Below are 26,220 nucleotides of genomic sequence, written 5' to 3'. Positions count from 1 at the left end.
CTTGACCCGGCAATCCAGCTTCAAAGTCGATAAGTTTGTGCGCGGGCGAAGATGGATACGGGTCAAGCCCGCGTATGACGACTGAGAGTTATGGCTGGATCGCCGAGGCGTCGCGGCTGGCGAACTGCCGGTTGATCGAGATCGCAAGCAGGGTCACGACCGCGCCCGACAGCAGATACACGCCCGACGAGGACAGGCCGAAGCGGCTCGACATCACCAGCGCCACGAATGGCGCGAAGCCGGCGCCGAACAGCCAGGCAAGGTCGGTGGTAAGCGCCGAACCGGTGTAGCGGAAGCGCTTCGAGAAGCTCGATGCGACCGAGCCCGACGACTGACCGAGCGACAGGCCGAGCAGGATGAAGCCGGTCACCATGAAGGCCAGTTCGCCGACGATGCCGCCGTCCAGCATCTGCGGTGCGAAGCCGCTAAATACGGCGATGGCAATCGCCGAACCGGTCAGCAGCGTGCGGCGGCCGACCTTGTCGGCGACATAGCCCGACACGATCATCGCGATGATGCCGAACACGGCACCGACGCATTCGACGATCAGGAAGCGGCCGGGTGCTTCGCGGGTGAACAGGAACACCCATGAGAGCGGGAACACCGTGACCATGTGGAACAGCGCGAAGCTCGCCAGCGGTGCGAAGGCGCCGATGACGACGGTGCGGCCCTGCTGGGCGATGGTCTCGGTGACCGAGGACGGCTCGAGTTCACGGGCTTCGAACAGCGCCGTGTAGCCCGGCGTCACCACCATGCGCAGACGTGCGAACAGCGCGACGACATTGATGGCGAAAGCAACGAAGAACGGATAGCGCCAACCCCAGTCGAGGAAGTCTTCAGCGGACAGGGTATCGACGAAGAAGGCGAACAGCGCGCTCGCCACCAGAAGGCCGATCGGCGCGCCGAGCTGCGGGATCATGGCGTACCAGCCCTTCTTGCCCTCCGGCGCATTCAGCGCCAGCAGCGAAGCAAGGCCGTCCCAGGTGCCGCCCCAGGAAATGCCCTGGCCGATACGCGCAGCCGCCAGTAGCCAGGCCGATGCGACGCCGATGGATTCGTGACCGGGCAGGAAGGCGATGGCGACGGTGGCCACGCCGAGCAGGAACAGCGCGATGGTCAGTTTGGCGCCTTTGCCCTGGCTGCGATCGATGGCCGTGAAGATCATCGTGCCGATCGGGCGGGCGATGAATGCCAGCGAAAAGATCGCAAAGGAATAGAGAGTGCCGGTCAGCGGATCGAGATAGGGGAAGACGAGCTTCGGAAACACCAGCACCGAAGCAATCGCATAGACGAAGAAGTCAAAGAACTCGGAGGTCCGGCCGATGATGACGCCAATGGCGATCTCGCCCGGGTTAACCGCTCCGTGGCCATCCGCGTGCAGAAGGCGTGCGTCCCGTTCGATCGTCGATGACGTCTGCGCCATTTTTTCTATCCGTCGGTGGTGTGTTGAAGGTCATGCAATCGACGCCCAAGGGCGACGCGAGGTTGACGATTTGTCGCGAACCGCGTCTTCGGACCATTGGACAAATTGTCCAATGTTGCCCTGCAGCAAATACGCTTAACCGTGCGCGCGACGGACATTATTGAATGGGTAACACCTTGAGCCGCCTACGGATACTCCTTTTGCTGCCCTTGGTTGCCTTGCTGGGCGGATGCAATTTCGTCGTGATGAATCCTGCGGGTGACATCGCAGTGCAGCAACGCGATCTCGTGGTCATTTCCACGGTGTTGATGCTGCTGATCATCGTGCCGGTGATGGCCCTGATCGTGTTCTTCGCCTGGAAGTACCGGCAGTCGAATGCCGACGCGAAATACGAGCCGGACTGGGATCACTCGACCCATCTCGAGCTGGTCATCTGGTCGATGCCCCTCCTCATCATCATCTGCCTCGGCGCCGTGACCTGGTCCAGCACGCATCTGCTCGACCCGTATCGTCGGCTCGACCGGATTGCGCCCGGCAATGCTGCGAGCCTTCTTGAGCCGCTGCAGGTCGAAGTCGTCGCGCTCGACTGGAAGTGGCTGTTCTTCTACCCGGAATACGGCATTGCTACGGTCAATGAACTGGTTGCGCCGGTCGATCGTCCGGTGCGCTTCAAGATCACTGCCTCTTCGGTGATGAACTCATTCTATATCCCCGCGCTCGCCGGTCAGATCTATGCGATGCCCGGCATGGAAACCAAGCTGCACGCGGTCATCAACAAGGCCGGCGTTTACGACGGCTTCTCGGCGAACTATAGCGGCGCCGGCTTCTCCGGCATGCGCTTCAAGTTCCATGGCGTCGATCAGGCCGGCTTCGATGCCTGGATTGCCAAGGCCAAGGCGAGCAGCGAGACGTTGAGCCGCGAGGCCTATCTGGAGCTCGAAAAGCCCAGCGAGAACGTGCCGGTTCGTCTCTACAAGGAAGTCGCGCCTGACCTCTACAAGGCGATCCTCAACATGTGCGCCCAACCCGGCAAGATGTGCATGAGCGAGATGATGGCGATGGATGCGAAGGGTGGCCTCGGCCTCGCCAGCGCCCGCAACATCCTGCCGCTGAAGTACAATATCTCGATGCTTGACGGCTCCAGTTCGACCAAGAACTACGTCGCCAGCGTCTGCACCCTCGCCGAGGCGGCTCGCGAAGCAGCCGATCACCGCTCGACGACGACTCCACCCGACCCGACACCGGTCACCGGTGCTGGTCTCACGCGCCCGGGTGCCGCCCCCGCGCCGTTCAATTTCACGCCTGCGCTGTCGCCTGCCGAGCGGCGCGCTTCCAACACCTGATCGGGTCGATCTAATGTCTGATACAGCCGTAGTGGCAAACACCGGGCTTGCGAAGTTCATCTTCGGCCGCCTGACGCTCGAGTCGTTTCCCTATCATGAACCGATTCTGGTCGCGACTTTCGCGATGGTCGCCCTCGGCGGCATCGTGCTGCTCGCTGCGCTGACCTACTTCAAGCTCTGGGGCTATCTCTGGAAGGAGTGGTTCACCAGCGTCGACCACAAGAAGATAGGCATCATGTATATGGTGCTGGGCATCGTCATGTTGCTGCGCGGCTTTGCCGACGCACTGATGATGCGCGCGCAGCAGGCGATGGCCTTCAATGGCTCCGATGGCTTCCTGCCCGCACACCATTACGATCAGGTGTTCACGGCGCACGGGGTGATCATGATCTTCTTCGTGGCGATGCCGCTGGTCACTGGCTTGATGAACTACATCGTGCCGCTGCAGATCGGCGCCCGCGACGTGTCGTTCCCGTTCCTGAACAATTTCAGCTTCTGGATGACGACTGGCGGCGCCATTCTCGTCATGATGTCGCTGTTCATCGGTGAATTCGCCAAGACCGGCTGGCTGGCTTATCCGCCGCTGTCGAATATCGGTTACAGTCCGGATGTCGGCGTCGACTATTACATCTGGGCGCTACAGGTGGCTGGCGTCGGCACGACACTGTCAGGCATCAACCTGATCGCGACCATCGTGAAGATGCGTGCCCCCGGCATGACTATGATGAAGATGCCGATCTTCACCTGGACCTCGCTCTGCACCAACGTCCTGATCGTCGCGTCCTTCCCGATCCTGACCGCCGTTCTCGCGCTGCTGTCGCTGGATCGTTACGTCGGCACCAACTTCTTCACGAACGATCTCGGCGGCAATCCGATGATGTATGTGAACCTGATCTGGATCTGGGGTCATCCGGAGGTTTACATCCTGATCCTGCCGCTGTTCGGCGTGTTTTCGGAAGTGACCTCGACCTTCTCGGGCAAGAAGCTGTTTGGCTACACCTCGATGGTCTACGCCACGCTCGTCATCACGATCCTGTCCTATCTCGTCTGGCTGCATCACTTCTTCACCATGGGCTCGGGCGCCAGCGTGAATTCCTTCTTCGGCATCACGACCATGATCATCTCGATTCCCACGGGAGCGAAGATATTCAACTGGTTGTTTACGATGTATCGCGGCCGCATCCGGTTCGAATTGCCGATGATGTGGACGATCGCCTTCATGCTGACCTTCGTGATCGGCGGCATGACTGGTGTTTTGCTCGCGGTGCCGCCGGCCGACTTCGTGTTGCATAACTCGCTGTTCCTGATCGCCCACTTCCACAACGTGATTATCGGCGGCGTGGTGTTCGGCATCTTCGCGGCCATCAACTTCTGGTTTCCGAAGGCGTTCGGCTTCAAGCTCGATCAGTTCTGGGGCAAGGTGTCATTCTGGGGCTGGGTCCTCGGCTTCTATTTCGCCTTCATGCCGCTCTATGCGCTCGGCTTGATGGGCGTCACTCGCCGGCTCCGCACCTTCGACGATCCTTCGCTGCAGATATTTTTCATCGTCGCGGCTTTCGGCGCTGTCCTGATCGCCATCGGCATCGGCGCTTTCCTCGTCCAGATCGCCGTCAGCATCTGGAATCGCGAGAAGCTGCGCGACACCACGGGCGATCCCTGGAACGCGCGCACGCTGGAATGGGCAACCTCGTCGCCGCCGCCGGATTACAACTTCGCTTTCACGCCGGTCATTCACGACAACGACTCGTGGTGGGACATGAAGCGCCGCGGTTATGTCCGTCCGCTGGAAGGCTTCAGGCCGATCCACATGCCGAAGAACACCGGCACCGGCCTGATTCTCTCGGTACTCGCCACGGCGATGGGCTTTGCTTTGATCTGGTACATCTGGTGGCTCGCGGCGCTCAGCTTCGTTGCCATCGTCGGCGTCGCGATCTTCCATACCTTCAACTACAACCGTGACTTCCACATTCCGGTGGAGGACGTCATCCGTACCGAAGGCGAGCGTACGAAACTTCTCGCAGCACAGGCCGCGTCATGAACGTTACGACCCCAACGATAAACGGCACTGAAGTGCCGGTCTTCTACGTCGTCGATGAACACGATCATCCGGCTGGTTCCAGCACCATGTTGGGCTTCTGGCTCTACCTGATGAGCGATTGCCTCATCTTCGCGATGCTGTTCGCTACTTTCGGCGTACTCGGCGGTAGCTATGCTGCCGGACCTGGACCGAAGGATCTGTTCGACCTCAAGCTCGTCGCGCTCAACACCGCGATGCTGCTGTTCTCGTCGATCACCTACGGCTTAGCGATGCTGGAGATGATGAAGGGCAGAGTGAAGTCGACCCAGATGTGGCTCGGCATTACCGGCCTGTTCGGCCTCGCATTCCTGTGCATCGAACTCTACGAGTTCCATCACATGATCCACGAAGGTGCTGGCCCCTGGCGGAGCGCCTTCCTGTCGTCGTTCTTCACGCTGGTCGGCACCCACGGTCTGCACGTCACCTTCGGCATCATCTGGCTGGTCACGCTGATGGTGCAGGTCGCTCGCTTTGGCCTGATTGAGGCGAACCAGCGCCGGCTGATGTGCCTGAGCATGTTCTGGCATTTCCTCGACGTCGTCTGGATCGGCGTCTTCACCTTTGTTTATCTGCTGGGAGTGCTGCGATGAGCGCCGATGCACATGCCGCGCACGGACATGGTCACGATGACCACGGCCATGACGACGGCCGCGACCACGGCTCGATGAAGTCCTATCTGATCGGGTTCTTCCTGTCGGTCGTCCTTACCGCCATTCCGTTCTGGCTGGTGATGACGGGTGTGATCGAGAACAAGAACTGGACCATCGCGATCGTCGTTGCATTCGCCGTGGTGCAGATCGTGGTTCACATGATCTACTTTCTGCACATGAAGACGACGTCGGATGCCGGCTGGACCATGATGGCGCTGATCTTCACGATCATCATCGTGGTCATCGCGCTGAGCGGTTCGCTCTGGGTGATGTATCATCTGAACGTCAACATGATGCCGGTTCACGACATGAGGAATATGCCCTGATGACTATGGTGCGTGCCAACGACGGGATCGTCGTGGGCCGCCCGGCCAGACAGGAGCCGTCTGAATCGAAAATGGAATCCGGGCGTTCGCCGCGTCGCGCGACGACGCTCACGGTGCTGGGTCTGCTGGCACTGCTCGGTATTGCGGGATTGACCGCGCTGGGCATTTGGCAGGTCGAACGCCGCGCCTGGAAACTGGATCTGATCGCACGTGTCGATCAGCGCAGCCACGCCGCGCCCGAAGCTGCACCCGGGCCCGCGGCGTGGCTTGCGATCAATCGCAGTGACGATGAATATCGTCGCATCAACGTCACCGGCCGGTTCGTGCCGGGTGCCGATACTCTGGTTCAGGCCGTCTCGGATCTAGGCGCCGGCTTCTGGGTGCTGACCCCGTTGCGCGCCGAGGCCGGCTACACCGTTCTGGTGAACCGGGGCTTCGTCAGCCCGGATGAGCGCAAGGCTGGCGCATTCGCGGTGCTCGCGGCGCCGGTGTCGGTGACGGGCCTGCTGCGCATCACCGAGCCGAAAGGCGGGTTCCTGCGCAGCAACGATCCCGCCACCCAGCGCTGGTATTCCCGCGACGTCGAGGCCATTGCTGCAAGCCAGAAGCTCGGTGCTGTTGCGCCGTATTTTATCGATGCCAATGCGGCGCTGGACGTGCCGGGTCAGCCCCATGGCGGCCTGACCGTCATCGCCTTCCCGAACAACCATGTGGTCTATGCCATCACCTGGTTCGGCCTCGCTTTGATGCTGGCCGGCGGTGCCCTGTTCGTCGCCCGCGACGAGTGGCGGATTCGGAAAAAATCACTACCTCGCGTATGACGTCATGGATGGTGCGCCGGTTCGATTGAGGCTGGCCGATCAAGCTGACGGGGCGAGATGCCGGGTTTGGGAGCAGAGAGCAAGGTGGGCACACCAGACGTCACTGGCGTCAGTGCAGTTGCCGCGTCACCTATCGACGCGGCGGGTGTCACCACACCCGTTGCAGTCACTGCTCTGCCCCTCGACGAGACCACCAATATCAAGAACATCAATCTGCTGATCCAGCTGCGCTGGATCGCAGTGGTCGGGCAGGTCCTGACCATAGGCTTCGTGCATCTGGTGATGGGCATTTCGCTGCCGCTGATGGCCATGGTCATGGTGCTCTGCGGCTCGGTGTTCCTGAATGTTATCAGCCAGGAATGGCTGCGCCAGCAGACCGACGCGCGTGACCGCGAACTGCTTCTGCTTTTGCTGCTCGACGTCGCGGCGCTGACCGCCCAGCTTTATCTGAGCGGCGGCGCCACAAATCCATTCATATCGCTCTATCTCCTGCAGGTTACGCTCGGGGCGATGTTGCTAAATGGTCGCTCGACCTGGGTCGTCGTTGTTGTTGCCTGTCTGTGCTTCGCCGGACTGATTGTATTTCATCGCCCGCTGGCGCTACCGGAAGCGCTGCGCGACGATCTGTTCGAGCTGCACATCATCGGCATGTTGATCTGCTTCGTGCTGGACGCGGCGCTGATCGTTGTTTTCATGACGCGCATCGCACAAAATCTGCGCGAGCGTGACGAGGGTCTGGCAGCGCTGCGCCAACAGGCTGCAGAGGAAGATCATATCGTGCGCATGGGCCTGCTCGCCTCCGGCGCTGCGCATGAACTCGGTACGCCGCTGGCGTCGCTGTCGGTGATCCTGAGCGATTGGCGCCGGATGCCGGAACTTGCAGGCAATCCGGAGCTGATGGAAGAGGTCAGCGAGATGCAGGCCGATGTGCAGCGCTGCAAGTCGATCGTCACCGGCATTCTGATGTCGGCCGGCGACATGCGCGGCGAGGCGCCGGTGGTGACGACCGTCAACGGTTTCTTCGGCGAGCTGGTCGAGGACTGGCGCGGCGCCCGCTCGATCAACACGCTGGTCTACGAGAACCGGTTCGGCGAGGACATGCCGATCGTGTCGGACTCGGCGTTGAAGCAGATGATCTTCAACGTGCTCGACAATGCCAATGAAGTGTCGCCGCTCTGGGTTCGCCTTGCCATCGAACGCGATGGCGATTCGTTGGTGTTGAAAGTCAGCGATATGGGGCCGGGCTTTGCCAAGGAGATGCTGGCGAATTTCGGAAAGCCCTATAATTCAAGCAAAGGCCAGTCCGGGCGCGGGCTCGGTCTGTTTCTGGTGGTCAATGCCGTCCGCAAACTGGGTGGCACGGTGGTGGCGGAGAACCGGCCCGTGGGCGGCGCCCTGGTGTCGTTGTCACTGCCACTGTCCGCCCTCGCGATTGGAGCGCGCAAACATGTCGGATGAACGTCTGCTGATCATTGTCGAGGACGACGAGGGTTTTGCGCGCACGTTGAAGCGCTCCTTCGAGCGCCGCGGTTATACCGTGCTGCATGCCGACGGTTTCGAGACACTGACCGAGGTGCTTGGCGACAAGATGCCGGGCTATGCGGTGGTCGATCTCAAGCTCGCGGGCGCCTCGGGCTTGGCCTGCGTCGAGGCGCTGCATGCGCTGAGTCCGGAGATGCTGATCGTCGTGCTCACAGGCTATGCCAGCATCGCGACGGCGGTGGAGGCGATCAAGCTCGGTGCGTGCCACTACCTGGCCAAGCCGTCGAACACCGACGATATCGAGGAAGCCTTCCAGAAGGCGACCGGCGACGTGCAGGTGGCGCTTACGGAACGCCCGACCTCGATCAAGACGCTGGAATGGGAGCGCATCCACCAGACGCTGGTGGAAAGCGATTTCAATATTTCGGAGACCGCGCGCCGTCTCGGCATGCATCGCCGCACGCTGGCACGGAAGCTCGAAAAGCGTCAGGTGAACTAAGGCCGCTCAGCGTTTGGCGAGCTAGCAACACCCTTGCTGACGGAACCAGTGCGACACAGCGCTTTCGAACGGCGCCCAGGCGCGTTCGAAAGCCTTGAACTGAGGCACGTTCTTGCGATAGAGCCCGCGTAACTCGACCTCCATGGCCTCCAGATCTACGCCGGTTGGCTTGCCGTCGCGGCTGATAATGCGGCCGTTGACGACGACATCGCGGATGCAGCTCGTATTGCCGCGCGCAAACAGCATGTCGAGCGGATCGACCGGCATGATAGCGTCGCGATCAAGCTGGCCGATATCGAGAATTACGAAATCAGCGGCTTCTCCGGCGGCGAGCGTGCCCGGGCCCGGGGCGCCGATCGACTTGCGGCCATTGCGGATAGCGAGCGCGAGAAACTCCGGCCGGCTCCATGTGCGGTCGAAGCCGAGGCCGTCATGGGCCATCTGCACGAGGCGCATCTCGCGGATCGCGTCGTCGTCCTCGTCGAGAGCAACGCCGTCGATGCCAACGGCAATCGGGCAGCCGCGGCGATGGGCGTCGGCAATGGGTGCGAGGCCGGAATGCAGATGCAGATTGGAGCTGAAATTCGTCACGATGGTCGCGCCGGACTCGGCGATCATGTCGAGTTCGTCCGGCCGGGCATGGATGCAATGCGCTAGCGTCAGCCGGTTCGACAATAGGCCGATATCTTTCAGGAAGCGTACGACGCCGCCTGGAAAGGCGCGGTCGGCCCATTGCCGCTGATAGATGGTCTCGAGCAGATGCATGTGTACGCGCCGGCCGGTGGCGGCGGAGCGCTCGGCGATGGCTTCGAGCAGCTGACGCGAGCACCACTGGACGCCGGCGGGGCCGAATTGCACATCGATCATCGGACCGGCAATGGCGGCATGAATGGCTTCGACGCGGTCGAGATATTCTGACGGTGTCGGGCTCGGACGAATAAACATGTCCTGGATCGTACTGCGGTCCTCTTCAGGTAACGCGACAAGCACCTCTGCGCTGTCGCCATAGACGATCGGATTCTGGTCGCGTACGGCCAATGCGAAGGCCAGCCGGATGCCGATATCGCTTGCGGCTTTTGCGATGGCGATCGACTCGTCGAGGATCGGCATCTTGCCGCTGGGGCGGGTGTAATGAATCATCGCGCCGCCGCAGCCTGCGCGCGCCGAGCGGGCAAGCGAGACAGCGGCGGCGAGATAGGGATCGGGTGGAGTGCCAAAAGCCGAGCGGACGATCCAGGATTCCAGCGGCATGTTCGATGCGCCGAAGGATGTCATGGATGGCCGCGCGTGGTCGTGGGCGTTGACCAGCGTGGGGATGACCAGATGGTTCGTCTGCGGCGAAATACTTGCGCCGGTCGAGACGCTCGTGATCAGGCCATCCGCATGGTGGATGCTGGCCTGAGGCACGAGGCCCCGATCTGTGCCGGTGAAGATATTCGTCGCAGACAGGATCCCGGTCATCCGCGTGCCAGCCTTAGTTTGCCGTGTAGACCAGCTCGCGATCGCCACGTGCCGGCAGGAATTCGCGAGAGAACACTTCCTTCGGGGTCGGGACGCGCTTCAGGTCATAACCTTCGACGACCATGCCGATGGCGCGTGTCATGCGATCATCCTTGATATCGCCGACGCCGATCTCCTTCATCTCGGGCGAGACCATCAGCTTGTCGAAGGAGTACTGTAGGCGGCGCTTCTCGACAGGAACGTCGACCAGATTGTCGAAGGCGACAACCGACGCCATACCTGCGTTCTGATCCTTGGCGACGGCGATGTTGGCCTTGTTGATCGCTCGGACCAGACCCGCAACGGCCTTGGGATTCGAAGCCAGCAGTTTCTGCGACACCATCACGCCGTTGGAATACAGGTCGAGGCCGAATTCGCCGAAGGAGAACCACTTGTAATCCTTCTCGGGATCCTGACGGTTCAGGACGAGGTTGAAATAGCTGGTGATGTTGAACACCAGCGCGGCGTCGATATCGCCCTTGATCAACATCGGTTCCTGCAGATTGGGAGCCATATTGGTGACCTTGATCTTGTCGGCCGCGAGACCGTTCTTCTGGATGAAGACGGGCAGGAGCCGGGTCGTCGGCGTGCCCTGCGCGCCGCCCAGCGTGTGTCCTTCGAAATCCTTGATCGTCTTGATGCCGCTGGTGTTCTTGGTGACGATTGAGAAGGGCGGCTGGTTCCACATCATATAGACCATCACCGGCGCGTCCTGTGGGCGCGTCGAGGAGTTCTGGATGATGGCATTGACGTCGCCGAAGCCGGCATCCCAGGCGCCGGACATGATACGGGTCACTGTTGCGCCCGAGCCTTCGCCCTGATCGATGACGACGTTCAGGCCCTCTTCCTTGAAGTAACCTTTGTCCTTCGCATAGAAGAACGCCGCGTCACTGCCCTGGGTTTTCCAACCCAGCGTGAACTTGATGGTCGTCTCCTGAGCGAAGGCAGAGCCTGTGAGCAGGACGCTGCCGACTGCGAGGGCGGTCAATCTCTTCAACATGACATTCTCCTGGTTGATGTGGGTGGATTAGGTCGCAACGAGATCGTTCTTGCGCGTGGCCCAGCCGGTCACGCGCGCTTCGATCAGAGAGAAAATGACGTAGAGCGCCACGCCGAGGATCGCGAGAATGAACAGGCAGGCGAACACCAGCGGGACGTTGAAGTTCGACGATGCGCTCATCATCACATTGCCGATGCCGCGATTGGACGCGACGGTCTCAGCCAGAACGGCGCCGACAAAGGCGTAGCTGACCGCGACTTTCAGCGAGGCGAAGAAGAACGGCATGGTGCGTGGCAGGCCGACATTCCAGAGAATGTCCATCTTGCTTGCGCCAAGTGCCTTCAGCACGTCTTCCAGTTCCGGTTCGGTGGTGGCGAGGCCGGTCGCGATATTGACGACGATGGGGAAGAAGCAGATCGACAGCGCGGTAAGAATCGCAGGCACGGAGCCGGAGCCGAACCACAGCACGAAGATCGGCACGACGGCGACCTTCGGAATCGACGAGAAGCCGACCAGCAGCGGATAGGCGGTGTCATAGGCGACTTTCGAGACGCCGATGACCGCGCCCAGCACCACGCCGAGGCCGACGCCAAGGACGAAGCCGGCCATGGTCGTGCCGAGGGTCTGTAGAATATGCGGCCACAGGATCGGGAAGCGCGCGATCAGCGTCGCAATGATTTCCGTCGGACGCGGAAGAACCAGATCCGACACGCCCGACATGGCGCAAAATAACTGCCATCCGACGAAGAAGATGACGATCAGTCCGAACGACCAGAGTTTTTGACGCAGGCCTACACTCATGACCTATGCCTCCTGCGCTTCGGGAGCGTTGCTCCGGGCGTTGACGATGAGTTCACGCAGGCGCTGATTGAGTGCGACGAAATCAGGCTCGAAAGTCATGGGGATGGTGCGCGGGCGCGGGAAGTCCACCGGGCTGTCGTCGAGGATGCGGCCCGGTCGTGCGCTCATTACGCAGATGCGGCTGGCCAGGAAGCCGGCTTCGCGGAGGTCATGCGTGACCAGCAGCACCGTCGGTTTGTGTTGCAGCCAGAGGCTCTGCAGGATCGACCAGAGTTCTTCCTTGGTGAACTGGTCGAGCGCGCCAAACGGCTCGTCCAGCAACAGCATCCGCGGCTCATGGATCAGCGCGCGGCAAAGGTTCGCCCGCTGCAGCATGCCGCCGGACAACTGCCAGGGATACTTGTTGCCGAAGTCCTTGAGGCCGACCTGGGCCAGCAATGCATGCGCCTTGTCGCGAAATTCGCCTTTGCGCTTCTGTCGATACTCCGACCGGAACGGCTCCACGATCTTGAGCGGCAACATGATGTTCCGCTCGATGGTCAGCCAGGGCAGCATGGTCGGGTTCTGGAAGGCCATGCCGATCCGCAGGGCCTTGGCGGCGACCTCACGTCCGCCGACGATGACGACGCCAGTGGTTGGCCGGACGAGATTGCTGACCAGCCGGAGAATCGTCGATTTGCCGCAGCCCGAGGGGCCGACCAGCGCGACGAATTCGCCATCGGGAATGCTAAGGTTGGTCTCGGCAAGCGCCGGCGTGGCGGTCGGGCCGCGGCCGAACGTTACCGAGGTCGCTGACAGTTCAACGGCGGTCGGTCTGCGTTGGCCCTCGGTGGGCCCATTTTCTTGCATACTTGTCATGGCGATAAGTGCATGCAATTGGGGTGCCACTTGAGTCCAAGGCGAAACGTTGTCATTTTACGTTCGCTCGCCATTCCCTGAGGAATTATTGGGCAGTCACTCTCCTCGATTGCATGCACTTCGGGCACGGCCCAGAATGCCCAAAATCGCGACAGGTTCGATCTGAATGCCAGAAGCGCCGAATTCAAAAGACAAGGTTGGGATGATCTGCCGCGCGCTGCGGCGGGCGATCATCGAGCAGGCTCTGGAACCCGGCGCCAAGCTTCCCGAGGACTCCTTGGGTGAGCGCTTCGGCGTCAGCCGCACCATTGCGCGCTATGCACTCGGGCAACTGGCGTCCGAGGGGCTTGTGGAGCTGCGACGTAACCGCATCGCCGTGGTCGTGACGCCGAGCTGGCAGGACGCGCGCGACATCTTCGACATCCGGATGGATCTCGAACGGCTGATCGTCCGCAAGATCGCCGGCAAGCTCAGCAGCAGCCAGATCGCGCGCCTCAAGGCGCATGTCGAGGCGGAGCGCGAGGCGCATGACGGGCCGAATGCCGTGTCCATTCGCTTAGCGACGGAATTTCACATCATGCTGGCGTCGATGACCAACAGCCCGGTGCTGGTCCGCTATGTAAGCGAGATCGCCTATCGCTGCTGTCTGACATTGTCGCTGTTCAGTCGCCCACATTCGTCGGAATGCGGCATCAGCGAGCACATTTCGATCATCGAAGCGCTGCAGGACGGCGATGCCAACAAGGCGATGTCGCTAATGCATTCGCATCTCGACTCGGTCGCCAACCGCGCTCTGGTAGAGCCGACCCCGGCGCGGGGCAGGGATCTGCTCGACGTGCTGGCGCCCTATACCGAGGAAGCGACCTGAAGGCGTCGCGGCGTCTATTGCAGCCGGCGCAGCAGAAATTCGTAGAACTTCGGATTGTCCGCCCGCGACACATTAATTCTGATCGCCCGCGCCAGCGGGCTGTTCTTGTCAAGGCAGAACAGGCTTCCCGGCGCGATGAAGATGCTGTCCTTCGCGCCTTCGCGCGCCAGCGCCATGTCGTCGATCCCGTCCGGCAGCAGCAGATACAGGTAATAGCCCGTGCGTGCGTCGGCATAGAGCTGATGCCCGCCGCGCACGAGATTGGCGCGCACCTGGCCCATGGCGGCTTCACTCCGCTGTCCCAGCCGCTTCAGGTGCCGTTCATAGTGGCCGTCCGCGAGCAGCCGGTGCAGCAGTCGCTCCACATGTCCCGAACTGTTGACGGTGGTAAGCATCTTCAATTCGGCCAGCGTCGCGATGCGGTCGCTGCGGGCCGCGATGAAGCCCGATCGTAGGCTCGCCGACAGCGTCTTCGAGAAGGTCCCGATCGAGATTACATTGTTCAACTGATCGAGCGTCGCCAGCCGGCCGTTCACCGCCATCGGGAGATCGGCAAACGGGTCGTCCTCAACGATCACGAGGTTCGATCGCATCGCCGCCTGAAGCACCGCATGCGCCACGGGCAGCGTGATCGATCCTCCGGTCGGATTGTGGCCGAGCGACTGCGTGAAAAACAGCTTCGGTCGCTCCGACTGGATCTTTGCGGCGAGGTCATCGACATCCGGCCCATCCGCCAGGCGGCGAACACCGACGATGCGAACCTGCGCCAGCGTGAGCTTTGCGAACAGAGGATAATAGCCGGGCTCGTCCACCAGCACCGTATCGCCAGGCGACAGCATCGCGCGGATGATCAGGTCGAGCGCGTGATTGGCTCCGAATGTGAGCAGAAGCCCGTCTTCCTTCACCGCGACTTGTTGGGCTTGCAGCCGCAATGCGATCTGTTGTCGGAGCGGCAGGAATCCGAGCGCGGAGCCATAGGCGTCAGCGGCGGCCGGCAGGATCCGTCCGGTCCCGCTCAGATGGCGCTTGATCTCCGATTGCTCCGTCCACGAAGCCGGCGGCCGTCCGTCGCCGACGCGGATCTCGAAATTCTGCGAGAGCTGGGCACTCAGCAGCGATGCGATGTCGACGGCTTCGCTCACGTGTTTCGGTCGCCCGCCATCATCCCCGCGATAGATGACCACGAAACCGGAGCCTGCCTTTGCCGCGACGAGATTGCCAAGCACCAGTCGGTCATAGGCTTCGACCACGGTGTTCTTCGACACGCCAAATTCCCCGGCGGCCTTTCTGATCGAGGGCAGGCGGTTGCCTTCCGGCAATGCGCCCGAGAGGATTTGCACACGCAACCGGCCGGCCAAAGTCTCGGCCAGCGTTGTGCTGCGGTCGGACGGCTCACGAGAAGCGGTCAAGCAATGCCTCCAGGTGCAGTGCTGGACGGTCCATCAGAACCGTACCTTTCTCCAAGAGCGACAAGATTGAATTCAATCGTCCAGTCTCATGTCTTCGCGCAGATGAATCTGGTCTGCGCTCCATTTGCACGGAAGAATGCTGCATCCGCGAATAGAGTGGTCATATCGCCATGGGTACAGTCTAGGACAATATTTCAGAACTGTCTCTTTCGGACGTCATCCGCGGATGCCTAACGTGCCGCCAACAGAAGACCCTGCATAGGAGGCGCCGCAATGGCCGGTTCGAAGTCGGGCGAACAGCCCGGAAAGATCAATTCGCGTTTGGAAAATCTGCGCAATCTCGCGCCTGCCGAAAGGCTGGGCCGTGTGATCGAAGCGACCTCGCTCGGTGACACCGAGCGCGCGGCCTTCAGTCCCGGTACGCTGCCGCTCGAACTCGCCAATGGCATGATCGAGAATGTCATCGGCACATTCGAACTGCCGGTCGGTGTCGCCACCAATTTCACCGTGAACGGCCGTGACTATCTGATTCCGATGGCGGTCGAGGAGCCGTCGGTGGTGGCTGCAGCGTCCTATATGGCGCGCATCGTTCGCAAATGCGGCGGTTTCCAGACCTCAAGCTCCGCGCCGATCATGCGTGCGCAGGTGCAGGTGCTAGGCGTGACCGACGTGCACGGCGCCCGTGCGCGCGTGCTACGCGAGCGCGATGCCATCCTTGAGGCGGCTAATGCCAAAGACAAGGTGCTGATCTCGCTCGGCGGTGGCTGCCGCGACGTCGAGGTGCATGTGTTCGAAGACACACCGGTGGGGCCGATGATGGCTGTGCATCTCATCGTCGACGTGCGCGATGCCATGGGCGCCAACACCGTCAACACGATGGCGGAGACGGTCGCGCCGCTGATCGAGAAGATCACCGGCGGCGAGGTTCGCCTTCGTATTTTGTCGAATTACGCGGATCTCCGCATCGCGCGCGCCATGGTGCGCGTCACGCCGGAGGCGCTGAAGACCGACGAATACAGCGGCGAGCGGATCGCCCGCGGCATCGTCGAGGCCTGCGCGTTTGCGATCGTCGATCCCTACCGCGCTGCGACCCACAACAAGGGCATCATGAACGGTATCGATCCCGTCGTGGTCGCCACCGGCAATGACTGGCGCGCCATCGAGGCCGGTGCCCATGTCTGGGCCTCGCGCTCCGGCCGCTACACTTCGCTCACCAATTGGGAAATCGATGGCAAGGGCAATCTCGTCGGCACCATCGAGATGCCGATGGCGCTCGGCCTCGTCGGCGGTGCCACCAAGACTCATCCCGCCGCGCGAGCGGCCCTGAAGATACTTGGCGTGCAGAGTGCGCAGGAACTGGCGGAAGTCACGGTTGCCGTCGGTCTGGCGCAGAACATGGGCGCGCTTCGTGCGCTGGCCACCGAAGGCATCCAGAAAGGGCACATGGCGCTTCACGCGCGAAACATCGCGATCGTGGCCGGAGCGACCGGCGACGAGATCGAGAAGGTCGCCGCCGCGCTTGCCGCCGATCACGACGTCCGTGTCGACCGCGCCAAGGAAGTTCTCGAAAAGCTGCGGTCGTAAAAAGTGGAGACGTTCTAACGCCACTTTGTGCAACGCAACTTCGTGCAGGCATCACGCCTGCACGGCCGGCGGGTATGAAAATGTATCTTCGATACTCATGCTCTTGTACGAAAACCATGCGCGCCGATGTTGTCGGCGGACATTCGTATGGACTGGGAGGATGACGTGAACACAGCAGAAAAGATAGTTGGGCTCAAGGAGCGCAACGGTCCTCTCAAGGGCGTGACGGTGCTTGACATCACGCGTGTTGTCGCAGGTCCATTCTGCTCGATGTTGTTCGCAGACCTGGGTGCCACCGTGATCAAGGTGGAGCATCCCGGAGAGCCGGATTATGCGCGGACCTTTCCACCCTTCGTCGGCAACGATGATGAGCAACTCAGCGCCTTCTTCACACAGTTCAACCGCAACAAGAGGGGCATCACGCTCAATCTCAAATCCGATGATGGCAAGGCTCTGTTGAAGAAGCTGGTGCAGAAGGCCGACATCCTCGTCGAGAACTTCCGCCCTGGCACCATGGACAAGCTTGGTCTCAGCTACGAGGTGCTGCGCGAACTCAATCCCAAGCTCGTCTACACCGCTATCAGTGGCTTCGGTCGCACAGGTCCAAATTCATCCAAGCCGGCCTATGACAATACGGGGCAGGCGGCCGGCGGGCTGTGGTCGATGAATGGCTATGCCGACATGCCGCCCGTTCGCGTCGGCACGATCATCGGCGACCTCGCCGCTTCCCTCTATGCGGCTATCGGAACGCTCGCAGCATTGCGAGAGGCGGAGAAGACCGGTGTCGGTCAGGTGGTCGATGTGTCTCAGCAAGACTCCGTACTGACACTGACCGAGAACGCCGTGGTCCGTTACACCGCGCAGAAAGAGGTCGCCTCGCCACTGGGCAACGATCATCCGTTCGTTCGGCCCTATGGCCAGTTTCCCTGCAAGGACGGCTACGTTTTCTTCGGCGGCTACACCGACAAGTTCTGGGCCATCACGTGTGCCCTGTTCGGTGAGCCTGAAATGGCGCGCGATCCGGTCATCGATACGATGGAAAAGCGATTTGATCTCATTGTTGCGGAAACCAGGGTCAAGCCGCTGCTGGAACGCTGGTTCAGCCACTACACCAAGGCCGAACTCGAGGAGATGGCCGGCGACAAGATCCCGCTCAGCGCCATCAAAACCATCGCCGAAGTGGTCGAAGATCCGCATATCGCCGCACGCAACATGATCGTCGACGTTCCGATCGCCGGAAAGCTGATCGGCATGTTCGGTCTGCCGATCAAGCTATCCGGTGCGGGGCAGATGTCGTTCGAAAAAGCGCCGCTGCCTGGCGAGGACAATGCAGAGGTTCTCTCCCGGTTGGCGGATGTCACGGCGGCCGAACTGGCGCGTCTCAAGGCGTCGGGAGCGATCTGATGGCGATTGATTTCACCAAGGACAGTCACGTCGCAACGGTCCGGATCAACCGGCCGGACAAGATGAATGCGCTGACGCTCGCCATGTATGACGACCTCGGCCGCGCATTCCACGCCATCAAGGATGACGATGAGATCCGGGCCGTGGTGCTGACCGGTGCGGGCGATCGCGCCTTCTGCGTCGGTGCTGACCTCCGGGAGTCCATTCCTGCACTTGCGGCGGACACAATCGACATCTCTGCCTGGGATCCGGCCCATATCAAGTTTCCCGGATTCTATAAGCCGGTCATCAGCGCCATTCGCGGCATGTGCATGGGCGGCGGGTTCGAGATCATGCTGGCGACGGACATCCGGATCGCGGCGCGCGACGCTGTCTTTCAACTGCCCGAACCGAAGCACGGTTTCGTGCCGGCGGGAGGCACGCTCGTGCGCCTGGTCCGGCAGATCGGCTACGCGCATGCCATGGAGATCATGCTGACGGCGGAGCGCTTTTCCGCGGATGACATGCTTGCCAAAGGCGTCGTCAACCAGCTTGTCGATTCCGATCAAGTCGAACCGCTGGCCTATGAGATGGCAGCAAAGATCGCGGCACTGAGTCCGATCGCCATCCAGACCATCAAGGAAGCGGCGCTGACGCTTCAGGACCTGCCGCTCGCAGAAGCATTTCGCGTGGAGGCCGCACTCGGTCAGCGCACCTTCACGAGTGCGGATGCCAAGCGTGGCCTGGCTGCGTTTGCGAACAGAGGAAACGAGAAGTGACGATGCGATAGGTCCCTGGAGAGATCGCGCGTCGCAGGCGTATTGAAAATCAAAAACGTAAAAGGGGTGGATGATATGAGACAATCTGAACTGGGGGCGTGCTTTACGACGGCGATTGCCAGCATTTTTCTTTGCACCGTCTCTGCTTTGGCGCAGAATGCACAGGTCTCGGATGGTGTTGTCCGTGTCGGCGTGATCGAGGATATGTCGGGCGTCTATGCCGACATTACCGGCAAGGGCGCCGTCACTGCGGCGCAGATGGCGGTGGAGGATTTCGGCGGCAAGGTCCTCGGCATGCCAGTCGAAGTCGTGTTCGCAGATCACCAGAACAAGCCGGACATTGCAGCCACGGCCGCGCGCAAATGGTTCGATACCGACAAAGTCGATGCCATTCTCGACGTTGCGTCGTCGTCGCCTGCCTTGGCCGTCCTTGAGATCGCCAAGGAGAAGAAGAAGATCATCACACTGAGCTCGCCGGGATCGACCCGAATCACGAACGAGGTGTGTGGACCCTATGTGGTTCATTGGGCCTATGACACATTCGCTATCGCGAACAGCACAGGCAAGGCGCTTGTCAGCCAGGGTTTCGATACCTGGTATTTCGTGACGGCGGACTATGCGTTCGGTCAAGGCCTCGAGAAGGACACTGGTGATGTCGTCAAGGCATCGGGCGGCAAGGTCGCCGGTGCGACGAAGCATCCGGTCGGAACGGCGGACTTCGCCTCCGTCCTGCTTCAGGCGCAGTCGTCCAAGGCCAAGGTTGTGGCTCTCGCCAATGCCGGCGGCGACACCATTAATTCGATCAAGCAGGCGGCAGAGTTCGGCTTGACGGCAGGCGGCCAGAAGCTTTCGGCGCTGGCGGGATTTATCAACGACGTTCACGGTCTCGGATTGAAGGAGGCCCAGGGGCTGACGATCACCGAGGCGTCGTATTGGGACATGAACGACGAGACGCGGAAGTGGTCGAAGCGCTTCTACGGGAAGGTGAACGCCATGCCGAACATGCTTCAGACCGGCACATATTCATCGGTACTGCATTATCTGAAGGCCGTTCAGGCCGCCGGCACCGACAGCACCGAAGAGGTGATGAAGAAGATGCGTGAACTGCCCGTCGATGACGTGTTCTACAAGAACGGCAAGATCCGCGAAGACGGTCGTATGGTCCACGACATGTATCTGTTCGAGGTGAAGAAGCCGAACGAGTCCAAGGCGCCGTGGGATTACTACAAGCTGCTCGCCACGATCCCGGCAGATCAGGCCTTCCAGCCGTTGGCGCAGTCGCGCTGCCCGCTGGTAAACAAGTAGGATAAACGCAAAAAGGCCCGCCAAGAATGGCGGGCCTTTTCAGTTTTATCTCTGGGGCGCGATCCGCTTACACGTCCACATTCGCGCTGAGCGAATTGTCCTGGATAAATTCGCGGCGCGGTTCGACCACATCGCCCATCAGTTTGGTGAAGATGTCGTCGGCCTCGTCGACTTCCTTGACCCGGACTTGCAGCAGCGAGCGCTCATTGGTGTCGAGCGTGGTTTCCCAGAGCTGGCCGGGGTTCATCTCGCCCAGACCTTTGTAGCGCTGCAGGGCCACGCCCTTGCGGCCGGCGTCGGTGACGGCCTCGAACAGCGAGACGGGGCCGTGGATCGGGAATTCGATGTCCTTGCGGCGCAGGACGCCGGATTTCGGATAGGCTTCCTGCAGGCTGCCGGCATATTCGTCGAGCTTGCGCGCATCGGCGGAGCCGAGCAGGGCGTCGTCGATGAAGGAGACGTCCCTCACACCGCGAATCGTGCGTTCGAAGAAGAAGCCCTGGCCTTCGCGGAATTCACCGATCCAGCCACGCTCGACTTCGTCGGCCAGCGCGTCCAGCCGCTTGGCAATGTAAGCGGCGGCGGCATTCGCGGTGGCGAGATCGGCGGTGACCCGCGGATTGAGCACGCCAGCGATTGCAGCCTGCTCGACGACTTTGCGATTATAGCGCGAGTGCAGATTGTTGAGCGTGCCGCGGATGATGCGGGCATCTTCCACCAGCGCTAGCAGATCGCGGCCTGTGCGATCCTCGCCCGAAGCGAGCTTGAAGATGCAGTCGTCGAGACCGGTATCGATCAGGTAATCTTCCAGCGCCCGCTCGTCCTTGAGATACTGCTCGGACTTGCCGCGCGTCACTTTGTAAAGCGGCGGCTGAGCGATGTAGAGATAGCCGCCTTCGATCAGCGTCGGCATCTGACGGAAGAAGAACGTCAGCAGCAGCGTGCGGATATGCGCGCCATCGACGTCGGCGTCCGTCATCAGGATAATCTTGTGATAACGCAGTTTCGACAGGTCGAAGTCGTCGCGGCCGATGCCGGTGCCGAGCGCCGTGATCAGCGTGCCGATCTGTTCGGAGCCGAGCATCTTGTCGAAGCGCGCGCGCTCGACATTGAGGATCTTGCCGCGCAGCGGCAGCACGGCCTGGAATTCGCGGTTGCGGCCCTGTTTCGCGGAGCCGCCTGCCGAGTCACCCTCGACGATGAACAGTTCGGACTTGGCGGGATCGCGCTCCTGGCAGTCGGCCAGCTTACCGGGCAGGGAGGCGATATCCAGCGCGCCCTTGCGTCGGGTCAGTTCGCGGGCCTTGCGGGCGGCTTCGCGGGCAGCGCCGGCTTCGATCACCTTGCTGACGATGATCTTAGCCTCGGTCGGATGTTCCTCGAACCACGAGGCGAGGGCTTCGTTGAGAACGTTCTCGACCACCGGACGCACTTCCGAGGACACCAGCTTGTCCTTGGTCTGCGACGAAAATTTCGGATCGGGCACTTTCACTGACAGCACGGCAGTTAGACCTTCGCGGCAATCGTCGCCGGTCAGTGCGATCTTTTCCTTCTTGGCGACAACTTCGGCATAGCCGTTGACCTGGCGCGTCAGCGCGCCGCGGAAACCGGCCAGATGGGTACCACCGTCGCGTTGCGGGATATTGTTGGTAAAACACAGCACATTCTCGTGGTAGCTGTCGTTCCACCACATCGCGACTTCGACACTGATGCCGCTCTGTTCGGCGCGCATTACGATCGGCGTCGGCACCATCGCCTTCTTGTTGCGGTCGAGATATTTGACGAATTCCTCGACGCCGCCCTCATACATCATGTTCTCGGTCTTCTCGACCGGGTGACGCAGATCCGACAATCTGATGTTGACGCCGGAATTCAGGAAGGCGAGTTCGCGCAGACGATGTTCGAGTGTCGCAAAATCATATTCGAGTGTCGTGAAGGTTTCCGCCGAGGCATAGAACGTCACTTCGGTGCCGCGCCTGCCATTGGCATCGCCGACCACCGAGAGCGGCGCCACAGCGTCACCATGGGCGAATTCGATGCGGTGTTCTTTGTCGTTGCGCCAGACGCGCAGGATCAGCTTGCTCGACAGCGCGTTGACGACGGACACGCCGACGCCATGCAGACCGCCGGACACCTTGTAGGAATTCTGGTCGAATTTTCCGCCGGCGTGGAGCTGGGTCATGATGACCTCGGCTGCCGAGATGCCTTCGCCCTTGTGGATGTCGACGGGAATGCCGCGACCGTCGTCGCGCACCGTCACCGAACCATCGGCATTCAGAATAACTTCGACGGCGCTGGCGTGACCCGCCAACGCTTCGTCGATCGCGTTATCGACGACTTCGTAGACCATGTGATGCAGGCCCGAACCGTCGTCGGTATCGCCGATATACATGCCCGGCCGCTTACGGACGGCGTCGAGTCCCTTCAGGACCCGGATCGATTCCGCACCGTATTCGATGGGAATGGCATGCTCAGTGTCGGCGATGGGTTGCCGGGCTGGTTCAGTCATGTAGGGGCCTTCGAAGGTGTGCCGAATCAGCGCGGAAAACGGCGCTTGAATCGCTCTATTTGTGCCATGAAAGGCGCATTGCGCCTAGCGCAAAGTAACGCGCAGCAAGTTATTGAATAAATAGGATTTTTTGGCACCATTTCAAGACGATTTGAGGCCGTTTTAGCAGCCCGATTTCGCGCCTGTTCCGGGCGTCGAAAATGCCCGGCTTGCGTGCATTCCGAAGGCTATTTGTCAGCCAGTCCCGCAACCGGTTTGTCGGCATTCGTCTTGAGGCTGCGCCGGGCGATCAGATGCGCGATGAGCACCACCGGCTCCAGTAACACCATCCCGAACAGAATGCCGAACAGGCGGTCATAGCCGGGCTCCAGGACGGCATTGGCGTAGTTGTCGGGCACCAACACCACGAGGAAAGCGAGCGTGAACTGCAGGCCCGCATAGCTCATAGAGGGCGGGCCATTTTCGATGTGACGGCCGATCATGACGCCGAGCGCGAGTCCGACGGTCATCACGACGGGCGAATGGCGGCTGACCAGCAGGATTGCGCTGGCCAGGAGGCCGCCCGCGAGACAGCCAACCAGTCGGTTCATCATGCGCGAAGAAACCGGGCTGAGCATGCCTTCCGCCAGCGATGCGGCTGGCACCAGCATGACCGCGAAGATCGTTATGCTGGATTGGCTGAGCGAGGGGATGCCGAGCCACTGCCAGGCCCAGGGGATCAACGCCAATGCAATGCCGCCGACCAAGGCGTGACGCGCCACCGTGGCGTGCCATTGCCGCGTCGGCAGGTCGACTGGCTTGGCGCGCAGATTGTTGTCCGGATTCGGTAGCGCGCGCCGCACTGTCCAGGTCGAGATCGCACTGACGATGACGCAGGCGGTGGTACCGGCCAGCACTTCGAGCACGCGCGTCGAGGCAAAGCGCAGGATCGGCTCGCGCACATGTTCCATGCCTTCGATCAGTACCATCAGGAAGGTAAGGCCGGTGAACAGCCAGGCATAGGCACGGCGGCCGACGATGGCGAAATACAGCGTGACGCCGCCGCCGATCAGCAGACCGAGACTCAGCAACAGTGGTTGCTTGAGCAGCAATGGCGCAGCCGCAAGCGCGAGCCCTGCACCCGCGAGCGTGCCGATGACGCGAAGGACACCGCGCGTGAAACTTTCGGCGACATGCGAGCGCATCACCATGTAGCCCGAGAACGCGGCCCAGCCGACATTCTCGGCGCCGATGGCGTGCGACAAGATGATGGCCAGCAGCACCGAACAGATGCATTCGGCCTCGTCGATCATGCGCGGCCCGGGGATCGGCAGCGAACGCATTTCGTTTCCGAATGCGCGTGCGATCCGCGACAGGTGAATGGCAAAAAATACCAGCATCGACAGATATTTATGCCGTCACGCGCCGCCTACAACAGCCGATTTCTCATGGCTCAATGCGACGATGGATACGCTCGCTGGTGCGCCCGCACGCTTTGTCCTCAGTAGAGCTGCAGCGGCAGCATATCCCGACCGTCGGGGCCAACCATCAGGCCCCAGCTGTCATTGGCCGCCACCTTGATCGTGCTGTCATGTGCGGGCTTGCCCGCGGCCTTGATCGTGACCTTGTAGGCGCCGGGCGGCAGTTCCATCGTCGGCCCGTTCGGATTTTGCGGTCCGCCCACGCCGGGCGCGACCTTGATCGTCTTGTTATTGACGCTGACCGACACTTCCGCGTCACCCATATTGCCGAACAGCAGCCGAACCTTGCCTGGCGCGGGCAGGATGCCCGCTTTCGTCGCTTCTGCGGGATGGCGCACCACCAGACTGACCGTGGTCTCGTCGTTGCGGCGTTCCAGCTTCAGCATGGCGGGACCATCGGGCGCCTTGAAGGCCAGCATGGCGCTGTCGGGTTTGATGACCGCGTTCTTCGTGTCTTCCTGCCACTGTCGCTGCGTGAGTTCGCGTCGGTAGAACGCCAGAACCGAGTCCAATCCGGAAGGAATAGAGGCGCTCAATTCGTGCCTGAACGGCGCGCCGCCGGGCAGCCCTGACGTGCCGAGCGATCGCAATGTACGCTGCTTCGGCGTGGGATAGTCAGTATCGCCGTCGGATTCGAGAACCTGTTCGACGCTCTTGGCGTTGTCCGTCGTGGTCGTGTTGCTGGCAACGGCTGCGACAGGCGCGCCCTTCAGGCCCGAGCCCGTGGCGGTAACATTGACCTTCGGGCCCATCTGCATCGCCGTCAGCGAGATGCTTTGCTTGGCCTTGCTGAAATTCAACACCACCATATTGGGATTGTTGATGACCGACGGCGTGCTCTTCCAGCCGAGCGTCTTCATTCCGCTGCGGTAAAAATCCGCCAGCGCGCTGACGCTCGAGGAACTCGTGAATGCGAGTCTGCCATCGGCGCCATCGAAGTCGATGTTGCTGGCGGTGTAGGGGATGGGAATCGGTGTGTTCGAACCGTCCATCGCGCGCAATGGCGCTTCTGGCCCACGTGCGGTTTGCGCCGCGGGGCGCTTCGCATCCGCTTCGGCAATAGCCGCTTGCCCGAACGCGAGTGCATCCTTGATAAAGCGGTCGTCTGCTTCCTTTTTGGCCTTCGCGCGCGCTGCGATCACAGATGGAAGAACTTGTACGTCGATCTGCACGGTGGTCAGATCGTATTTGCGACCGATCTGCAGCGTCGCAGTTTCCTCTGGGGAGGTGAATGCAAGCGAGGCGCGATCGGTGGTGACGACGGTGTCCTTGCTCTGCTCGACCCAGCCCCTCTTGCCGAGTTCGCGGCGATAGAAGGCGAGCACGGGGCCGAGCTCGGCCGGAATCAGCGCATGTGCTTCGCGCTTGACGGAATCTGCGCTGCCGGTGGTTCCGGCAGATTTGATGCGTTCCGGCCGCGGCAAGCCTGCGGATTCAGGACCCGCAGCGAGATCTTGCGGAAGCGCGAAGGGCGCCACGCGAATTTCGACACTGGTCTTGTTATCGGCGCTCCGCTGTAAGCTCAGCATCACCGGCAACTGTCGCGTGTTACCGTCGCGGGTAAAATAGACACGCACGCCATTCGCGCTCGTCTCGTCGACCTTCGCGTCCGGCCAACGCGCCTCGGCTGCGCCCGCGGACAGCGGCGACCAGCCCAATGCAGTGAGTTCTTTCTGAAAGAAAGCGAGCGTTGCATCGACAGTTTCAGCCGTCGTGCATCCAAGATACGGTCGCCGCTCGTCATAGACGATGTCGGTCGCCTGATCAGGGAAAGGCAGGTTTACCTCAAGGCGCTGCGAGCTGTAGCTGACGCCCGACCGATCCGTTCGGCTGCCGTCGGACATGAAGGATGCCGACACGCCCTGCGCACCCTTCTTGTACCAGCGACTGCGATTCGAGGCCTCGAATGGCGGCGTGTAGGCGATCCAGCCGTCGGCGGCGAGTAATCTGCCGGTGCTGGCAATGGTGTCTGCAACAGTGCCCGCGCCAAAATAGCTGGCGCTGAGGTTAGGATATTTGGTGGCTTCCGGCCGAGCCATTGCGCCTTCGATGTATGGCAGCGTTCTCACATCCACCAGGCCGTCTTCGGCGCGGCAGGCCAGCGAGCCGCCGGCGATGGCGGTGCTGACGAGCAGGGCCAACA

General features: G+C 61.3%; 21 protein-coding genes. 12 read left to right on the top strand and 9 right to left on the bottom strand.

Features of this window, described 5'->3' with window-relative positions:
* Positions 1-88: 88 nt before the first annotated feature.
* Positions 89-1,423 carry an MFS transporter gene (locus A4A58_RS04035; RefSeq protein ID WP_068729973.1) on the bottom strand — a complete coding sequence of 445 codons (1,335 nt, stop codon included), beginning with the start codon at positions 1,421-1,423 and terminating at the stop codon, positions 89-91.
* Between the two features lie 176 nt (positions 1,424-1,599).
* Between A4A58_RS04035 and cyoA the strand changes: the two genes are divergently transcribed.
* The 7 genes from cyoA to A4A58_RS04000 all read left to right on the top strand — a co-directional run bounded on the left by cyoA (position 1,600) and on the right by A4A58_RS04000 (position 8,621).
* A complete protein-coding gene (cyoA, locus tag A4A58_RS04030; protein ID WP_081421736.1) occupies positions 1,600-2,766 on the top strand; it encodes a ubiquinol oxidase subunit II in 1,167 nt (388 codons plus the stop codon).
* 13 nt (positions 2,767-2,779) lie between these two features.
* Positions 2,780-4,804 (top strand): cytochrome o ubiquinol oxidase subunit I, encoded by a 2,025-nt coding sequence (gene cyoB, locus A4A58_RS04025; RefSeq protein ID WP_068729971.1) that lies wholly within the window; start codon positions 2,780-2,782, stop codon positions 4,802-4,804.
* On the top strand, positions 4,801-5,433 hold the full coding sequence (gene cyoC, locus A4A58_RS04020; protein ID WP_068729969.1) for a cytochrome o ubiquinol oxidase subunit III: 633 nt from the start codon (positions 4,801-4,803) through the stop codon (positions 5,431-5,433). Before cyoB ends, cyoC begins: the two co-directional genes overlap by 4 nt.
* Positions 5,430-5,819: a cytochrome o ubiquinol oxidase subunit IV gene (gene cyoD, locus A4A58_RS04015; RefSeq protein ID WP_068729967.1), complete on the top strand. Its 390-nt coding sequence runs from the start codon at positions 5,430-5,432 to the stop codon at positions 5,817-5,819. The genes cyoC and cyoD overlap by 4 nt, the downstream gene beginning before the upstream one ends.
* A complete protein-coding gene (locus A4A58_RS04010) occupies positions 5,819-6,640 on the top strand; it encodes an SURF1 family protein (RefSeq protein WP_244499655.1) in 822 nt (273 codons plus the stop codon). Before cyoD ends, A4A58_RS04010 begins: the two co-directional genes overlap by 1 nt.
* A gap of 132 nt (positions 6,641-6,772) precedes the next feature.
* On the top strand, positions 6,773-8,098 hold the full coding sequence (locus A4A58_RS04005; RefSeq protein WP_244499682.1) for an ATP-binding protein: 1,326 nt from the start codon (positions 6,773-6,775) through the stop codon (positions 8,096-8,098).
* Positions 8,088-8,621, top strand: a complete 534-nt coding sequence (locus A4A58_RS04000; protein ID WP_068729965.1) for a response regulator transcription factor — start codon at positions 8,088-8,090, stop codon at positions 8,619-8,621. The genes A4A58_RS04005 and A4A58_RS04000 overlap by 11 nt, the downstream gene beginning before the upstream one ends.
* A gap of 21 nt (positions 8,622-8,642) precedes the next feature.
* On the opposite strand, the gene A4A58_RS03995 is transcribed toward A4A58_RS04000, so the two are convergent.
* The 4 genes from A4A58_RS03995 to A4A58_RS03980 are packed head-to-tail and all read right to left on the bottom strand — an operon-like array spanning position 8,643 to position 12,780.
* Positions 8,643-10,082 carry an amidohydrolase family protein gene (locus A4A58_RS03995; RefSeq protein WP_068729963.1) on the bottom strand — a complete coding sequence of 480 codons (1,440 nt, stop codon included), beginning with the start codon at positions 10,080-10,082 and terminating at the stop codon, positions 8,643-8,645.
* Positions 10,083-10,095: 13 nt separating this feature from the next.
* Entirely contained in the window at positions 10,096-11,121 is a 1,026-nt protein-coding gene (locus tag A4A58_RS03990; RefSeq protein ID WP_068729961.1) for an ABC transporter substrate-binding protein, read from the bottom strand.
* Positions 11,122-11,148: 27 nt separating this feature from the next.
* A complete protein-coding gene (locus tag A4A58_RS03985; protein ID WP_068729960.1) occupies positions 11,149-11,922 on the bottom strand; it encodes an ABC transporter permease in 774 nt (257 codons plus the stop codon).
* Positions 11,923-11,925: 3 nt separating this feature from the next.
* On the bottom strand, positions 11,926-12,780 hold the full coding sequence (locus tag A4A58_RS03980; protein ID WP_204378157.1) for an ABC transporter ATP-binding protein: 855 nt from the start codon (positions 12,778-12,780) through the stop codon (positions 11,926-11,928).
* A 166-nt stretch (positions 12,781-12,946) separates the two neighbouring features.
* Between A4A58_RS03980 and A4A58_RS03975 the strand changes: the two genes are divergently transcribed.
* Positions 12,947-13,648, top strand: coding sequence for a GntR family transcriptional regulator (locus A4A58_RS03975; RefSeq protein ID WP_068729956.1), 702 nt, complete (start codon positions 12,947-12,949; stop codon positions 13,646-13,648).
* 14 nt (positions 13,649-13,662) lie between these two features.
* On the opposite strand, the gene A4A58_RS03970 is transcribed toward A4A58_RS03975, so the two are convergent.
* Positions 13,663-15,057, bottom strand: coding sequence for a PLP-dependent aminotransferase family protein (locus tag A4A58_RS03970; RefSeq protein WP_068729954.1), 1,395 nt, complete (start codon positions 15,055-15,057; stop codon positions 13,663-13,665).
* Between the two features lie 273 nt (positions 15,058-15,330).
* Here A4A58_RS03970 and A4A58_RS03965 point away from each other — a divergent pair, with 273 nt between their 5' ends.
* The 4 genes from A4A58_RS03965 (at position 15,331) to A4A58_RS03950 (ending at position 20,108) form a co-directional block, all read left to right on the top strand.
* The gene (locus tag A4A58_RS03965; protein WP_068729952.1) at positions 15,331-16,641 is read left to right on the top strand and encodes a hydroxymethylglutaryl-CoA reductase, degradative; all 1,311 of its coding nucleotides are present in this window, start codon (positions 15,331-15,333) and stop codon (positions 16,639-16,641) included.
* A gap of 165 nt (positions 16,642-16,806) precedes the next feature.
* Positions 16,807-18,045, top strand: a complete 1,239-nt coding sequence (locus A4A58_RS03960; RefSeq protein WP_244499654.1) for a CaiB/BaiF CoA transferase family protein — start codon at positions 16,807-16,809, stop codon at positions 18,043-18,045.
* A complete protein-coding gene (locus A4A58_RS03955; RefSeq protein ID WP_068729948.1) occupies positions 18,045-18,803 on the top strand; it encodes an enoyl-CoA hydratase/isomerase family protein in 759 nt (252 codons plus the stop codon). The genes A4A58_RS03960 and A4A58_RS03955 overlap by 1 nt, the downstream gene beginning before the upstream one ends.
* A 75-nt stretch (positions 18,804-18,878) precedes the next feature.
* Positions 18,879-20,108, top strand: coding sequence for an ABC transporter substrate-binding protein (locus tag A4A58_RS03950; protein ID WP_081421688.1), 1,230 nt, complete (start codon positions 18,879-18,881; stop codon positions 20,106-20,108).
* 67 nt (positions 20,109-20,175) lie between these two features.
* On the opposite strand, the gene gyrB is transcribed toward A4A58_RS03950, so the two are convergent.
* The 3 genes from gyrB to A4A58_RS03935 form a co-directional block, all read right to left on the bottom strand.
* Positions 20,176-22,617 carry a DNA topoisomerase (ATP-hydrolyzing) subunit B gene (gene gyrB / locus A4A58_RS03945; RefSeq protein WP_068729946.1) on the bottom strand — a complete coding sequence of 814 codons (2,442 nt, stop codon included), beginning with the start codon at positions 22,615-22,617 and terminating at the stop codon, positions 20,176-20,178.
* A gap of 227 nt (positions 22,618-22,844) precedes the next feature.
* On the bottom strand, positions 22,845-23,996 hold the full coding sequence (locus tag A4A58_RS03940; protein WP_068729944.1) for an FUSC family protein: 1,152 nt from the start codon (positions 23,994-23,996) through the stop codon (positions 22,845-22,847).
* 101 nt (positions 23,997-24,097) lie between these two features.
* Entirely contained in the window at positions 24,098-26,218 is a 2,121-nt protein-coding gene (locus tag A4A58_RS03935) for a hypothetical protein (RefSeq protein WP_068729942.1), read from the bottom strand.
* Positions 26,219-26,220: the final 2 nt, after the last annotated feature.

The organism is Tardiphaga robiniae, from assembly GCF_001618955.1.
In the GTDB taxonomy this organism is placed as follows: Bacteria; Pseudomonadota; Alphaproteobacteria; order Rhizobiales; family Xanthobacteraceae; genus Tardiphaga; species Tardiphaga robiniae_A.
The sequence above is the reverse complement of the archived record's forward strand: the minus strand, read 5'-3'. Positions and strand labels throughout refer to the sequence as shown.

Bases quoted from the DNA above. Each gene is read 5' to 3' on its own strand.
- A4A58_RS04035 (WP_068729973.1), bottom strand. From the start codon at position 1,423: ATGGCGCAGACGTCATCGACGATCGAACGGGACGCACGCCTTCTGCAC.
- cyoB (WP_068729971.1), top strand. From the start codon at position 2,780: ATGTCTGATACAGCCGTAGTGGCAAACACCGGGCTTGCGAAGTTCATC.
- cyoC (WP_068729969.1), top strand. From the start codon at position 4,801: ATGAACGTTACGACCCCAACGATAAACGGCACTGAAGTGCCGGTCTTC.
- cyoD (WP_068729967.1), top strand. From the start codon at position 5,430: ATGAGCGCCGATGCACATGCCGCGCACGGACATGGTCACGATGACCAC.
- A4A58_RS04010 (WP_244499655.1), top strand. From the start codon at position 5,819: ATGACTATGGTGCGTGCCAACGACGGGATCGTCGTGGGCCGCCCGGCC.
- A4A58_RS04000 (WP_068729965.1), top strand. From the start codon at position 8,088: ATGTCGGATGAACGTCTGCTGATCATTGTCGAGGACGACGAGGGTTTT.
- A4A58_RS03995 (WP_068729963.1), bottom strand. From the start codon at position 10,082: ATGACCGGGATCCTGTCTGCGACGAATATCTTCACCGGCACAGATCGG.
- A4A58_RS03990 (WP_068729961.1), bottom strand. From the start codon at position 11,121: ATGTTGAAGAGATTGACCGCCCTCGCAGTCGGCAGCGTCCTGCTCACA.
- A4A58_RS03985 (WP_068729960.1), bottom strand. From the start codon at position 11,922: ATGAGTGTAGGCCTGCGTCAAAAACTCTGGTCGTTCGGACTGATCGTC.
- A4A58_RS03980 (WP_204378157.1), bottom strand. From the start codon at position 12,780: ATGACAAGTATGCAAGAAAATGGGCCCACCGAGGGCCAACGCAGACCG.
- A4A58_RS03975 (WP_068729956.1), top strand. From the start codon at position 12,947: ATGCCAGAAGCGCCGAATTCAAAAGACAAGGTTGGGATGATCTGCCGC.
- A4A58_RS03965 (WP_068729952.1), top strand. From the start codon at position 15,331: ATGGCCGGTTCGAAGTCGGGCGAACAGCCCGGAAAGATCAATTCGCGT.
- A4A58_RS03955 (WP_068729948.1), top strand. From the start codon at position 18,045: ATGGCGATTGATTTCACCAAGGACAGTCACGTCGCAACGGTCCGGATC.
- A4A58_RS03950 (WP_081421688.1), top strand. From the start codon at position 18,879: ATGAGACAATCTGAACTGGGGGCGTGCTTTACGACGGCGATTGCCAGC.
- gyrB (WP_068729946.1), bottom strand. From the start codon at position 22,617: ATGACTGAACCAGCCCGGCAACCCATCGCCGACACTGAGCATGCCATT.
- A4A58_RS03940 (WP_068729944.1), bottom strand. From the start codon at position 23,996: ATGCTGGTATTTTTTGCCATTCACCTGTCGCGGATCGCACGCGCATTC.